The following is a 13,159-nucleotide window of genomic DNA, read 5'->3' on the forward strand; positions in this document are numbered from 1 at the left end:
AAAGAGGCCACGCAAGCGCGTGGCCTCTTTGCTTGTGTCGTGCCGAGCCATGCTCGGCAACAACCCCACCCAGCAAGCGCCCCCAGAACCAACATCTACTTCCCAGCCACCTCATCACGCCCGGGTATCGGCGTCTCCGTGCCCAACGCTTCCATCACATACAGGCGCTTCACCAGTACAAAGATCACCACCGTCATCGGCGCGGCCAGGATCACCCCCGGCAGGCCGAACAGCGCGCCAATGCCGAACAGCGAGATCAGCAACAGCGCCGGCGGCAGATCCACCGCCCGCTGCTGGATCAGCGGCTGCAGCACATGGCCTTCAATCTGCTGCATCACCACGAACACCGCCAACGCACCCAGCGCCACCTGCGGGCTCACCGTGAAGCCCAACAGCACCGCCGGTATGGCCGCCAGGATCGGCCCGATGATGGGCACGAAATCCAGCAACGCGGTGATGATGCCCAGCCCGAACGCCACCGGCACGCCCAGCGCCCACAGGCCCAGGCCGGTCAGGGTTCCCACCACCACCATCGCCAGCAGCTGCCCACCCAGCCACGCCTGCAACGCCTTGCCGCTGGCATCGAAGGCATCGCCCATCAGCGCGCGCCGGTCCTTGGGAAACAGCTTCAAGGTGCCCTCGCGGTAAACCGGGGGCTGTGCGGCCAGGTAGATGCCGCCCACCACCATCAGCACCATGTCGGTCAGGTTGCCCGAGGCCGACATCGCCAGCGCCCCGGCCTTGGCCGCCAGCCCGCTCATGCCCGCATGCAACTGATCGATGCCCTGCTTGGCCATCGGCCCCACCGGACTGGCGTCCAGCCAATCCTTGAAATGCGCCCAGGCCTGCGGCAGCGATTGCTTCAGCGACTCCATCTCGCCAGCCACCTGCGCACCGAACATCCACATCAGCAGCGCGAAGCCCAGCACCAGCAGCACCAGCACCACGCCCAGCGCAATGCCATCGGACAAGCGGGTGAAGCGCGTGACCAGGCGCACCAGCGAATGCAGCAGCACCGCCACCACCACCGCGCCGAAGATCACCAGCACCAGGTCCGACAACTGCCAGACCAGCACCGCCAGCCCGACCAGGGCCAGCGTGACCAGTACCCGCGCCGCATAGGGCCGCAATGAAGAACGCGTTTCCATGGTGCATCCCTTCCGGCGACAGGCCGGTGATGGGGGCACGGTAAAGAATCGTTGGCGTGCTGGCTGTGATGACGCCAACAGGCCAACGTTTGTCCGCGAGCGGAAAACCGTTGTACGACACCCGAGTTGCACATACTGAGCACACGTGCAGTTCTCCAGTCCCATCACCAACCACGCCCGGTGAAGTCAGTGACCGACAGCCATGTTCAAACCAGCAAGTTCCTGAGCTGTATCCTGCGTCACGAGCCGCACGCCATCGGGCTTTGCCTGGACGATCAAGGCTGGGCACCGATCGATCTGCTGATTGAGAAAGCGCGCATTGCGGGGCATGCCCTGGATATTGCGGTGATCCATGAAGTGGTGACTGGAACCGGCAATGAGAAGAAGCGCTTCGCCCTTTCCGCAGACGGCACACACATCCGTGCGGTACAAGGCCACTCCACCACCTCGGTAAGTATCGTGCGCGAAGCACGGCAGCCACCGGGTACGTTGTATCACGGCACGGCACGGCGTTTTCTTGCAGCAATTCTGGTCGAGGGGCTGCGGCCGGGCCAACGCCATCAGGTACATCTGTCCGCGAACGAAACCACCGCACTGGAAGTAGGTCGACGTCATGGTGAGCCAGTACTACTCAGGATCGATGCCCGGAAAATACATGCCGAAGGACTCTGTTTCTTCCAGGCAGAGAACGGTGTCTGGTTGACTGAACATGTCCCGGCCATCTTTCTGGCGCAGTGATTGCCGCCAGCGGTGACTTCCTGCCCATTGCGCACCCGCCCCAAGCACGCCACCCTGCGCCCAGCCACCTCCGGAGCCGGCCATGCTGTCCACCGCACTACGCGTGCTTGTCGTTGGAATGCTCTGCCTTGCCGGCAGCGCCGTGGCGGCGCCACCGGATGCGGCCACCCTGCAGGCCATCGAGGCCACCGCCTACGACTACATGGACGGCCAGCTGGAGGGCGATGTCGCGCGGGTGACGCGCGCCCTGCACCCGGATCTGGCCAAGCGCAACATCGTTGCCAATCCCAATGAAACCCTGGGACTGGGACGAATGAGCGCCGATGAGCTGATCCGCTTTACCCGCCAGGGCGCGCTGAAGACCCCGCGCGCGCAGTGGCAGCGCACGGTGACGGTGCTGCAGGTGGACGAGGACATCGCTACCGTGCGGCTGGAGAGCCCGTGGTTCATCGATCATCTGCAGATGGGCCGGTTTGATGGCCGCTGGGTGATCGTCAATGCGCTGTGGCATCGGAAGGTGCGGGGCGGTTGAGGCTTGGGGGCTTGGGCTTTGGGGACTACGAGCGAGGAGCGTCCCCCACCCCAATCCCTCCCCCGTAAACGGGAGAGGGGCTCTACTTTGGCGGGTATTTTTTGTAACGGATACTGAACGCAGCCGGAAAACCCCGTTATCGTATGTGGCTTCCAACGCAGCCCCCCGCGCCCGCCATGAGCCAGACCGAAGTCGCGCATTCCACTTCCGATCACAGTGCCTGCGAGAACTGCCAGGCCACACTGCAGGGCCACTACTGCCACCACTGCGGGCAGTCGGCGCATAACCCGCTGAAGAACTTCGGGCATGCCATCGAGGAAGTATTCGAGTCCTTCTGGCACCTGGACGGGCGCATCTTCCGCACCCTGCGTGACCTGCTGATGCCGGGCCGGATTGCCGTCAATTTCCTCAATGGCCAGCGCGTGGGCTATGTACAGCCGCTGCGGCTGTTCGTCATCCTTACCCTGTTCACCTTCTTCGTCGGCAAGCTGACCCTGCACACCAATGCCGATACGCTGATCAAGTCGAACTCTTCCGCCTTTGCCAGTGCCCAGACCGCCGAGCAGGTGGAGACGTTGCGGGCGCGCCAGGTGGCCGAGCTGGAACGCGAACTGGGCAGCTCGGCGGGCGCCAGTACAGGCTTTGCCATCGGCATGGCGGCGGTCAACACCGCCGCCGCGCAGCGTCTTGCCGAGCTGGCAAAGCAGGGGAAGATCAGCGACGGCAAGGACACGTCCTCGGCCCTGGATCGCGCCGGCAACGCGGCCACCCGCGCCAGTGCGGGCCGCACCGGCCAGTTGTTCAACCAGGACATCAATGGCAAACCCTGGGACCCGGAAACCAATCCTGTTGTGCTCAATGGCTGGCCCGGCTTCGCCAACAAATGGCTCAACCACCGCCTGGACAACGCCAACAACAACATCGCGCGCATGAGCGGCAACGGCGACCTGTTCGTGCAGGCCGTGCTCACGGCATTGCCCGGTGCGCTGTTCTTCCTGATGCCGGTGTTTGCGCTGGTGCTGCGCATCGCCTACGTCCGCCGGCCGATGGGCTACCTGGAACATCTGGTGGTGGCGCTGTACAGCCACTGCTGGCTGATGCTGGTACTGCTGGCCACTTTCCTGGTCGCCGCCATCAGCGGCGCCATCGCCAATCCCGTGATCAATGCGATCAGCGATTGGTTGTACGCGCTGCTGTGGCTGGGCGTGCCGGTCTACCTGTTCTGGATGCAGCAGCGTGTCTACGGCGGCAACCCGATCCTGACCTTGCTGCGCTACAGCTTCATCGGCTTCATCTACTTCTTCCTGGTCACCTTCGTGGTGATGTACGCGGTACTGGCCGGCGTCTCGGCGTGAGCCCGGTTTGAAGCTCACTTGAGCAAAGCCTGATCAGCCCATGTAGCCCGGGTAAGCGCAGCGCACCCGGGGCTGTTCGTGCGTGGCAGGAAGAATCGCGTGTGGCCTGCTTCCCGGGTGCGCTGCGCTTACCCGGGCTACGGCAATCAAACCCCCGGCTTATCGATCCTGCATCCAGGCCTTGCGCGCCGCCTCGGCGTGGAAGCTCCAGGCCACAAAACGGCTCTGCTTGTTGCCCTGGGCCATGGCTACCTCGCGCACTTCCACTGCGCCGATCTTGGCCAACTGCTTGTGGATATCGGCCAGGTGCTCGCTCTTGGCCACCAACGAGCTGAACCACAGCACCTGCCGCTGGATGCCCGCACTCTCGCGGATCATCCGCCGCAGGAACGAGGCCTCGCCGCCAGTACACCACAGCTCGTTGGCCTGGCCACCGAAGTTCAGCGCCGGGACCCTGGCCGTTGGTGCAGGCGCGCCGCCCAGGTTACGCAGCTTGCGCTGGCTGCCCTGCGCCGCCTCCTTGGCCGAGGCATGGAACGGCGGATTGCACAAGGTCAGCTCGAAACGTTCATGGGCCTGCAGCAGGCCGGCGAACAGATTGCCGCGTGCGTGCTGCTGGCGCAGTTCGATGAGAGATTGCAGCCCGTTGACCTGCACATTGGCCGCTGCCGACTGCAGCGCGCCGGCATCGATATCGCTGCCAAGGAAGCGCCAGCCATATTCGGCCTGCCCGAGCAGCGGGTAGATGCAGTTGGCACCCACGCCGACGTCCAGCGCGCGCATGCCGGGCCCACGTGGAATCACCCCGTCGTTGTCCGCCGCCAACAGATCGGCCAGGCCATGCAGATAGTCCACCCGCCCCGGCACGGGCGGGCACAGGTAACCATCGGGGATGTCCCAATGCCGGATGCCGTAATCGCTGGCAAGCAGGGCGCGGTTGAGCTCGCGCACCGCAGCGGGATCGCTGAAATCGATGCTCTGCGTGCCGGCCGGGGTGTGGATCAGGTGCCGGCGCAGTGCCGGGTTGGACGCCACCAGGCGTGACAGGTCGTAGCGGCCCTGGTGGCGGTTGCGTGGATGCAATGCAGTGGCCGGCGTTGCCTTGGCTGCAGGGCGCCGCTGTGGTGGGCGTTGGTACGGGGAATTCATGCGCGTATTAGACGCCATGCACACGGCCGTGCGCAGCATCCTGGTTCCTCGCAACGCTGCGACGGCGGGCCCGGTGCCCGGCAACCACGAAGGTCAACGACCGTCACCTGCCTGCGTGCAGTCTTGCTGCGCACAGAATGCGGCCGCGCGCGCCTGCTGCTCGGCGCTCAGCTCCGGCGGTGGCCGCGCGATGGCGGACTGGATCTGATCGGGGCCGCCGGTGAGCTTGTTCAGGCCCTGCCCGGCCTTCAACAGGCCGTAGGCGATGCCCATCATCACGTAGCCGCCACTCATGCCCACCTGCTCGGGCGAGGGTGGCTCGCTCCAGTTCTTGCTGAAACGGTTGGGCACAGCCTGCACCGGGTTCTTGAACCGGTACAGATTCAGCGGTTGATCGTCCTCCGGCTTGAGCGCGCGCACTTCGCCCAAGGTGGTGACCGGGCCGTCCACCGGCGGTGGGGCGGGCTCGGCCGGCGCCTGCCCGCTGGCTTCCCCGTCCGCCTGCGGCAGCTGCTGTGCCTGCGCATTGCCCGCCAACAGGAGGATCATCACGGCCACCCCTGGCCATCGTCGTGCTGCCACCACCGTCTTCCTCCACCCGCGGCTGAAGGCAGCAGGATACGAACCCGACCTTCAGGTTTTGTTGCTGCCGCCTGACTGCCATGCGCGCCGCTGTGATACCGGGTGTGCGCTCAAGCGCGTACACGGGGGCATGGGGACATGGGCCGCAGTCCCCACGCGGCCCGGCAGGTGAATCGGCGCAACGCGGTCCGTACCGGCCCAACCTGCCGTGGTGTCTCACCACGTGAGACACCGATGTGCTTCCATTGTGTCCTTTGATCGGCAGTCCGTGCATGGCGTTTTCCCTCGCTCCCCGCACCGAAGCCAGCGAACGGGCGCTGGCAACCACCGATGGCCTGCCCTCGCGTGACGGCTCGTTGCTCGGCCAGCGCCTGGCCCGGCGCTACAAGGACCGGGTCACCGGCAGTTTCACCATTCCGGGCCGCGAAGGCAGCTATGCGCCGATTCCCGATGACGTGCCCGAGGCGCTGAAGGCCGCGCTGAAAGCACGCGGCATCGAGCAGCTGTATTCGCACCAGGCCGAGGCATGGGATGCCAGCCAGCGCGGCGAGCATGTCGCCATCGTCACGCCTACCGCCTCCGGCAAATCGCTGTGCTACACCTTGCCGGTGGTCAGCGCGGCGATGCAGGGCAATGCCAAGGCCTTGTACCTGTTCCCGACCAAGGCGCTGGCGCAGGACCAGGTGGCCGAGCTGCTGGAGCTCAACCGCACCGGTGACCTCGGCGTCAAGGCGTTCACCTTCGATGGCGATACCCCCGGCGATGCGCGCCAGGCGATCCGCCTGCACGGCGATATCGTGGTCAGCAACCCCGACATGCTGCACCAGGCCATCCTGCCGCACCACACCAAGTGGGCGCAGTTCTTCGAGAACCTGCGCTATGTGGTGATCGACGAGATCCACACCTATCGCGGCGTGTTCGGCAGCCACGTCACCAATGTGCTGCGCCGGCTCAAGCGCATCTGTGCGTTCTATGGCGTGCAACCGCAGTTCATCCTGTGCTCGGCCACCATCGGCAACCCGCATGCGCATGCCGAAGCTTTGGTGGAAGAGCGCGTGCATGCAATCACCGAATCCGGCGCGCCCAGCGGGCCCAAGCACGTGCTGCTGTGGAACCCGCCGGTCATCAATCCGGACCTTGGCCTGCGCGCCTCGGCGCGCTCGCAGGCCAACCGCATTGCCCGCATCGCGATCAAGAGCGGGCTGAAGACGCTGGTGTTCGCGCAGACGCGCCTGATGGTGGAGGTGCTGACCAAGTACCTGAAGGACATCTTCGACAACGATCCGCGCAAGCCGGCGCGTATCCGTGCCTATCGCGGCGGCTACCTGCCCACCGAGCGCCGCGAGGTGGAGCGGGCGATGCGCGCCGGCAACATCGACGGCATCGTCAGCACCTCGGCCTTGGAGCTGGGCGTGGATATCGGTGCGCTCGACGTGGTCATCCTCAATGGCTACCCCGGCAGCGTTGCGGCGACGTGGCAGCGCTTCGGCCGCGCCGGTCGCCGGCAACAGGCCGCGCTGGGCGTGATGGTCGCCAGCAGCCAGCCGCTGGATCAGTACGTGGTGCGGCATCCGGATTTCTTCGCCAATGCCACGCCCGAGCACGCGCGCATCTCGCCGGACCAGCCGCTGATCCTGTTCGATCACATCCGCTGCGCTGCCTTCGAGCTGCCATTCCTCGCAGGCGAACCGTTCGGGCCAATCGATCCGCTGGTATTCCTGCAGGCGCTGGCCGAGACCGAAGTAGTGCATCAGGAAGGCGACCGCTGGGAATGGATTGCCGACAGCTACCCCGCCAATACGGTGAGCCTGCGCGCGGTGGCCGATGGCAACTTCGTGGTGGTGGACCGCAGCGACGGCAAGCAGCAGATCATCGCCGAGGTGGACTATTCCGCCGCTGCGCTGACACTGTACGAAGGCGCCATCCACATGGTGCAGAGCACGCCGTACCAGGTGGAGCGGCTGGATTGGGACGGGCGCAAGGCCTATGTCACCCGCACGCATGTGGATTACTACACCGACAGCATCGACTACACCAAGCTCAAGGTGCTGGACCGCTTTGACGGCAATGGCGCCGGCCGTGGTGATTCGCATCACGGCGAGGTGCATGTGGTGCGGCGCGTGGCCGGCTACAAGAAGATCCGCTATTACACGCACGAGAACATCGGCTACGGCCCGGTCAACCTGCCCGACCAGGAGCTGCATACCACCGCGGTGTGGTGGCAGCTACCGCAGGCCACCCTGCTGCGCAGCTTCGCGCAGAAGCAGGACGCGCTGGATGGTTTCCTCGGTGCCGCCTATGCGCTGCACATCGTTGCGACCGTTGCAGTGATGGCCGATGCGCGCGATCTGCAGAAGGCGGTTGGCAATGGCGACGGCGCCTGGTTCGCGGTAGCCGACCAGACCGGCCGTGGCCAGCTGCGCGGCAACGAAGCCGGCGAAGGCGCGGTGGAGCTGATGCAGAGCTTCGTGCCGACGGTGTACCTGTACGACAATTTCCCCGGCGGCGTGGGCCTGAGCGAGCCGCTGTGGCAGCGCCAGGGCGAGCTGGTGCAGCGCGCCCTGGAGCTGGTCGAGCGCTGCGACTGCAATGCCGGCTGCCCCGCCTGTGTGGGCCCGGTGCTGGCGGCGCAGGAGGAGGACAAGGGCGAGACGCCGCGTTCGCTGGCCTTGAAGGTGTTGTCGCTGCTGTCGGCCGAGCGTTGCGACCAGGTGCAGGCGGTTGCCGCCGATGAGGCGCTCGATCTGCTGCCATGAGCATCAGCCTGGACAAACTGAAGGCCTTGCGTAAACAGGCGGGGCTGGCAACGGCAGCGCCTGCAACAGCCGGCGAGCGCACCGCTGTTGCAGGAGCGGCGTCAGCCGCGAAGCCACCGATGGCGGATGCCGCCGCCGCGCCGGTTGCTTCGGATGCATTTGGTTCTTCATCGGCTGCGGAAACTGCATCGGCTTCGCGGCTGACGCCGCCCCTACAAAGGCAGAAGCAGGAATCCTCGGTGTTTGGCTGGGTCGATCAGATTCAGCACAAACCCGCAGCACCACAGGACGGCGCTGCGCTGCGACGCTTGTTGGCAACACGCAACCGTGCCATCGCTCCTGCCCAACCCATCGAACGTGGTCCGGTGGATCGTGATCTACCCGGCACCGAGATCGCACCCGGCCTCCATCTGATCGAAGCCTTCATTCCGCAGGCGATTCCCGCTGCACCGTTGTCGCTGGCCTTCAGCAAACGGCCTGAGGAAACCGTCGCACCGCAGGACCTGCTGTTCTTCGATACCGAAACCACCGGCCTGGCCGGCGGCACCGGCACCCGCGCCTTCATGATCGGCGCCGCCGATTGGCATCACGATGCAGCGCGCGGCGAAGGCCTGCGCGTGCGCCAGCTGCTGATGTCGACGATGGGTGCGGAGAGCGCGATGCTGGAGCTGTTCGCCAGCTGGTTGGCGCCGACGACCGTGCTGTCCAGTTACAACGGCCGCTGCTATGACGCGCCACTGCTGAAGACGCGCTATCGGCTGGCGCGGCGCGGTGATCCGATTTCGGCATTGGATCACGTTGACCTGCTGTTCCCCACCCGCCGCCGTTATCGCGGTACCTGGGAGAACTGCCGGCTGGCGACCATCGAACGGCAGTTGCTGCTGATCGCCCGCGAGGATGACTTGCCGGGTTCGGAAGCGCCTGCGGCGTGGTTGAGTTATCTGCGCGGTGGCAGCGCGCGCAACCTGCGCCGTGTTGGCGAGCACAATCACCAGGATGTGGTGACCTTGGCGCTGTTGTTCCAGCGACTGGTGCAGGCAGAAGCGGATGAGCGAGCCGGGTTGGCGTTGGAAGCCGAGGACTGAGTTTCAGTTGCTCGTCTCGCTTCACTTCAAGAGCCTACCCCTCCCCAACCCTCCCCTTGGCTGCACCAAAGGGAGGGAGCAGAGCTTGGCCCCCTCCCTTGCGCGAAGCGCAGGGGGGGGGTTGGGGAGGGGTGCTTCTGCTCTGCTCTTGCTCTGCTTCGCAGTTGCACCGCCACCACCCTCAAACATCACCCACCAAGCGGCTGCGCAATTCCACTACTGATCGCTTCGCGGATCAGCTGCTCGGCATCACGATTGGCCCTGGCACTGGCCGCTGCCTGCTGCCTGCCCAACTCGGCCTGCTGCTTGCCCAGTTCCCGCTGCTGCGCAGCCAGGCTTTCCATCTCCGCTCGCATCGCCGGGTTTTCCATTTCCTCACGCGCCTGGTCAAGCTTGCGCCGTGCCTCTTCAGACGCACGGCGTTGTGCGGCGGTACGTTCACCCGAACTCAATGCCAGCTGCGCCTGCTCATTCGCCAGCTCACCAATCCGTGCGCCGATCTCGCCCATACGCTCACCAATCTGCCCCTGGCGGTCACCCAAGGCTCCCTGCTGGTCACCCAGCCGGCCCTGCGCATCCCCCAGGCGCACGCTTTCGGCGTACAACCGCTCAAAGCGCGACAAGGTTGCCGCATCACGCACCACATAGCGCTTGCCGTCACGGCGTACCAGCAGCACGCCCTTGCCGTCGTCCAGTTGCTTGGCTTCGCGCAGGTCGGCAACGCTGCCATTCATGACGTTGTGGTTGCCCCTGATCAGCACATAACCATCGGCGTTCTGGTTGCTGGAAAGGTGGATCACGCCTTGCGTGCGGAGTGGTGCAGCGGGTGCGGGCGGGGCCGCAGGCGGTGCGGGTGGCACCACCAACGCCGGTGGTGCTGGCGGTGCGGCGGGTACCGCAGCAGCGGCAACCACCGTGCGCGACACCGACCCTGCAGCCGGTGCAGTGGGTGCGGTGGGCGCCATCGGCGCAGCGGGTGCGGCCAAAGGCGCCGGCGGCGCGGGGGGCGCAGGCGGTGCCGGCATCGCCACCAGCCGCAACGGTGCCACACCAACCAGAGCGACGGCGGCCAGAATCAGTACCGCACCAGCGCGCGGGAACGACGAGGTGTCCTGCAACATGAGCAATCTCCGCTTGAGGCTGAGGAAAGTCGGCGAGGCGCTGGCCAAGCCAGCACCGGGCCGGGGAGCAACGCCGAGCTGCAACAGCAGGCGTCCATAGTGTTGGCGGCAGTGCCGGTCACCGGCGACCACGGCGGCATCCACCGCCGCCTCGCGGGCGATGGCGTATTCGCGGGCGGCCAGATGCACCACCGGGTTGAAGAAGAACAGGTGCTGGGCCAGCGCAGGCACCAGGCCCAGCCACAGGTCGTGGCGCTGCAGGTGCACCAGCTCGTGGGTCAGCGCCATATCCAACTGGTCGTCACCCATGCGCTGCAGGCCACGTGCCGGCAACAGCAACACGGGACGCCATGGGCCAATCAGCTGCGGCGAATCGATCGCATTGCTCAGCATCAGCCGCGGTGCGCGGCGCAGGCCGTGCGCATCGGCGGCCAATGCGAGCGCGGCATTGAGCTTGTGGTCGCGGCAGGGCTGCGCGGCACGCAGCTGGACGCGGCTGGCACGCAACGCCAGCATGGTACGCAGCGCCATCACCAGTACGCCTGCAGCCCACATCGCCATCAACACCAGGCTCCACGACCAACCGCTGTCCACTGGCAGTGGTTGCATCACGATGATCGGCGCGGCGGCTGCCGATGCCGTCGTGGTCATGGTCATGGTCTGCGCCACCACTGGCGCCGCATCGAGGGCCGGCAACAAGGGCAGCTCAAGTGGCGAGGCCCAGAACAGGCCAACCATGGCCTGCACCGCCACCAGCCACCACAGCGCGCACTGGGTGCTGGCCGGCAGCCGTCGCACATATCGGCACAGCAGCCACACCAGCCCAGCCAACAGTGCGGTCTGCACGCTGGTCGCCAACAGGCGGCTGCCCAACAACTCAAGCGTCATCGACATGGCTCAGTCCTCCCGGCGCTGCGATTGCAGCTTGTTGACCAGTGCTTCCAGTTCGGCCAGTTCGTTGTCGCTGACCTCGGCCTTCTCCGACATCCACGCCACGAACGGCGAGATCGAGCCCTGCAGGGTCTTCTCGACAAAGCTGCCGACCGCGCCGTTGACCACTTCCTGCTGCTCGGCGGTGGTGCGGTAGCGGTACACGCCCTCGTCCTGCTCGCGCTGCAGGTAGCCCTTGCTGCGCAGGCGCTCCATCATCGTCAGCACGGTGGAGCGGGCCAGCCCGCGGGCCTCACCGAAGCGCGCGGCAACCTCGCCGACGCTGGTGGGTTCGTTCTCTCCGATGTACTGCAGCAGGGCCAGTTCCTGGTCCCCGATGGTCTTGCGGCGCATGGCCGTCTCCGTGACTACATTTGTCGTCACGGTAGATTTGCCTACATTTGTAGTCAATAGCCCGGATGGCACCCTGACCGCTGCCGGGCTGAATGATTCAGCTGACGGCGCTGTCGATCTGCCAGCGCGCGAACTCGCTCTCGAACTCGGCCAGGCTCAGCAGGCCCATGCAGGCATGGGCCCCGGTCGGCAGCCCTTCGCCGCGGGCGAAACGGCGTGCCAGCAGCACGGCCGCGAAGGTCGGAATCTCCGGACCGTGCAGCATTGGAGCAGTGAGATCCCAATGCACAGTGTGCTGCAGGCCTTCGCGTTGGCCACGCAAGGTGATGCGCATGCCGCCAAGATCGGTACCGAAGCGATCGAACCAGCGACTAGCCCGGGCAAATACGCCGGCCAGCGCATCCATCGGCAATGGCAGGCCAATGCGCCGAAGCCAGGCCATCGCAGCCAGAGAGCGCGACAGGAACGGCAACTCCAGCGCCGCGCGGAAGCGCACGGTCGCCACGCCGGGATAACGCTGCACCAGCAGCGTGTGGTCCGGCACATCACAGGGCGAAGCCAGGCGCGGACCGATGCGGGCGAAGCGCACCGGCTGCGGATCGGCCCAGCCGGTCACCGTCTGCCAGCGGCCATCCAGCCAACACTCGAACGGTTTGCCGCAATACGAAAGCACCGCACGCACCGTAGCCATGCCCAGTGGCGTGGCCTGCGCGGGTGCGATAACCATGTCGATGCTGTGCAGTTGATCGAACTGCGGGGCGAGTGCATCCACCACCGCGCTGGAGAGCGCCGGCAAGGTGCTGGCGCCGCTGATGGCACTGCGTTGCGTCTGTTCGGCCAAGGCCTGCAACTGCTGCGGAAACTCGGCAACGAAGTCACGTCCGTCGGCCAGATCGATGTAGTGCATGCCTGCACGCAGGCAGGCCTGTGCCACATCGTAGCCCTGGCCTTGGAACGGCCCCGCGGTATGGATGACCAAGGCCGCTCGCGTATCCGCCAGCTGTGCTTGGAAATCAGCGGCGGCGGTATCCAGCCGGCACAGCTCGATGGTCGCCAGATCCACACCGGGGAGATTGGCTGCGGCCTGCGCTGGATTGCGGCCAGCGGCTATGACTTTGATGCCCGGTGTGATCGCAAGTGCGCGCACGATGCGCGCGCCGAAATGACCGTAACCGCCCAACACCAGAACACGGCAGCTTTCCTGCTGTGACATCGGATCTTCCTGCGTCGATTGCTGGGTGGATTATCGGCGAGGAATGCGCCGTGTTGGCCCCTCCCCTTTGGCGCAGCCAAGGGGGAGGTTGGGAGGGGGTGGCTTTGGCTGTTGCTTGGACTCGTGGATGACGTTCCTGCGAAGAGCACCCCTCCCCAACCCTCCCCTGCGCGATGCGCAAGGGAGGGAGCTGTAG

At 65.8% G+C, this 13,159-nt stretch carries 11 protein-coding genes; 5 read left to right on the forward strand and 6 right to left on the reverse strand.

Annotated elements, in window-relative coordinates; genetic code table 11:
• Nucleotides 1-95: 95 nt before the first annotated feature.
• Nucleotides 96-1,148, reverse strand: a complete 1,053-nt coding sequence (locus U2949_RS13965) for an AI-2E family transporter (RefSeq protein ID WP_293711692.1) — start codon at nucleotides 1,146-1,148, stop codon at nucleotides 96-98.
• A gap of 189 nt (nucleotides 1,149-1,337) precedes the next feature.
• Between U2949_RS13965 and U2949_RS13970 the strand changes: the two genes are divergently transcribed.
• From U2949_RS13970 to U2949_RS13980, 3 genes are all read left to right on the forward strand, one after another.
• The gene (locus tag U2949_RS13970) at nucleotides 1,338-1,886 is read left to right on the forward strand and encodes an RNA 2'-phosphotransferase (RefSeq protein ID WP_293711695.1); all 549 of its coding nucleotides are present in this window, start codon (nucleotides 1,338-1,340) and stop codon (nucleotides 1,884-1,886) included.
• A gap of 82 nt (nucleotides 1,887-1,968) precedes the next feature.
• Nucleotides 1,969-2,418 carry a nuclear transport factor 2 family protein gene (locus U2949_RS13975; RefSeq protein WP_321288379.1) on the forward strand — a complete coding sequence of 150 codons (450 nt, stop codon included), beginning with the start codon at nucleotides 1,969-1,971 and terminating at the stop codon, nucleotides 2,416-2,418.
• Nucleotides 2,419-2,594: 176 nt separating this feature from the next.
• A complete protein-coding gene (locus U2949_RS13980) occupies nucleotides 2,595-3,773 on the forward strand; it encodes a DUF3667 domain-containing protein (RefSeq protein WP_293711698.1) in 1,179 nt (392 codons plus the stop codon).
• A 159-nt stretch (nucleotides 3,774-3,932) separates the two neighbouring features.
• Here the strand turns inward: U2949_RS13980 and rlmF are convergent, their stop codons facing one another.
• Nucleotides 3,933-4,961, reverse strand: a complete 1,029-nt coding sequence (gene rlmF / locus U2949_RS13985; protein ID WP_321288382.1) for a 23S rRNA (adenine(1618)-N(6))-methyltransferase RlmF — start codon at nucleotides 4,959-4,961, stop codon at nucleotides 3,933-3,935.
• A gap of 54 nt (nucleotides 4,962-5,015) precedes the next feature.
• A complete protein-coding gene (locus tag U2949_RS13990) occupies nucleotides 5,016-5,474 on the reverse strand; it encodes a hypothetical protein (protein WP_321288384.1) in 459 nt (152 codons plus the stop codon).
• Between the two features lie 302 nt (nucleotides 5,475-5,776).
• Here U2949_RS13990 and U2949_RS13995 point away from each other — a divergent pair, with 302 nt between their 5' ends.
• Together U2949_RS13995 and U2949_RS14000 are read left to right on the forward strand one after the other, a co-directional pair.
• A complete protein-coding gene (locus tag U2949_RS13995) occupies nucleotides 5,777-8,260 on the forward strand; it encodes a DEAD/DEAH box helicase (RefSeq protein ID WP_321288386.1) in 2,484 nt (827 codons plus the stop codon).
• The gene (locus U2949_RS14000; protein ID WP_293711549.1) at nucleotides 8,257-9,345 is read left to right on the forward strand and encodes a ribonuclease H-like domain-containing protein; all 1,089 of its coding nucleotides are present in this window, start codon (nucleotides 8,257-8,259) and stop codon (nucleotides 9,343-9,345) included. Before U2949_RS13995 ends, U2949_RS14000 begins: the two co-directional genes overlap by 4 nt.
• A gap of 188 nt (nucleotides 9,346-9,533) precedes the next feature.
• On the opposite strand, the gene U2949_RS14005 is transcribed toward U2949_RS14000, so the two are convergent.
• From U2949_RS14005 to U2949_RS14015, 3 genes are all read right to left on the reverse strand, one after another.
• Nucleotides 9,534-11,360: a M56 family metallopeptidase gene (locus U2949_RS14005; protein ID WP_293711546.1), complete on the reverse strand. Its 1,827-nt coding sequence runs from the start codon at nucleotides 11,358-11,360 to the stop codon at nucleotides 9,534-9,536.
• A 3-nt stretch (nucleotides 11,361-11,363) separates the two neighbouring features.
• Entirely contained in the window at nucleotides 11,364-11,750 is a 387-nt protein-coding gene (locus U2949_RS14010; RefSeq protein WP_293711543.1) for a BlaI/MecI/CopY family transcriptional regulator, read from the reverse strand.
• Nucleotides 11,751-11,847: 97 nt separating this feature from the next.
• The gene (locus tag U2949_RS14015; RefSeq protein WP_293711540.1) at nucleotides 11,848-12,963 is read right to left on the reverse strand and encodes a saccharopine dehydrogenase family protein; all 1,116 of its coding nucleotides are present in this window, start codon (nucleotides 12,961-12,963) and stop codon (nucleotides 11,848-11,850) included.
• Nucleotides 12,964-13,159: the final 196 nt, after the last annotated feature.

Origin of the sequence: Alcaligenes phenolicus (genome assembly GCF_032063905.1) — a bacterium.
Lineage (GTDB): Bacteria > Pseudomonadota > Gammaproteobacteria > Burkholderiales > Burkholderiaceae_B > Alcaligenes > Alcaligenes phenolicus.

Bases quoted from the DNA above. Each gene is read 5' to 3' on its own strand.
- rlmF (WP_321288382.1), bottom strand. From the start codon at position 4,961: ATGCTGCGCACGGCCGTGTGCATGGCGTCTAATACGCGCATGAATTCC.
- U2949_RS13975 (WP_321288379.1), top strand. From the start codon at position 1,969: ATGCTGTCCACCGCACTACGCGTGCTTGTCGTTGGAATGCTCTGCCTT.
- U2949_RS13965 (WP_293711692.1), bottom strand. From the start codon at position 1,148: ATGGAAACGCGTTCTTCATTGCGGCCCTATGCGGCGCGGGTACTGGTC.
- U2949_RS14010 (WP_293711543.1), bottom strand. From the start codon at position 11,750: ATGCGCCGCAAGACCATCGGGGACCAGGAACTGGCCCTGCTGCAGTAC.
- U2949_RS13980 (WP_293711698.1), top strand. From the start codon at position 2,595: ATGAGCCAGACCGAAGTCGCGCATTCCACTTCCGATCACAGTGCCTGC.
- U2949_RS14005 (WP_293711546.1), bottom strand. From the start codon at position 11,360: ATGTCGATGACGCTTGAGTTGTTGGGCAGCCGCCTGTTGGCGACCAGC.
- U2949_RS13995 (WP_321288386.1), top strand. From the start codon at position 5,777: ATGGCGTTTTCCCTCGCTCCCCGCACCGAAGCCAGCGAACGGGCGCTG.
- U2949_RS14015 (WP_293711540.1), bottom strand. From the start codon at position 12,963: ATGTCACAGCAGGAAAGCTGCCGTGTTCTGGTGTTGGGCGGTTACGGT.
- U2949_RS14000 (WP_293711549.1), top strand. From the start codon at position 8,257: ATGAGCATCAGCCTGGACAAACTGAAGGCCTTGCGTAAACAGGCGGGG.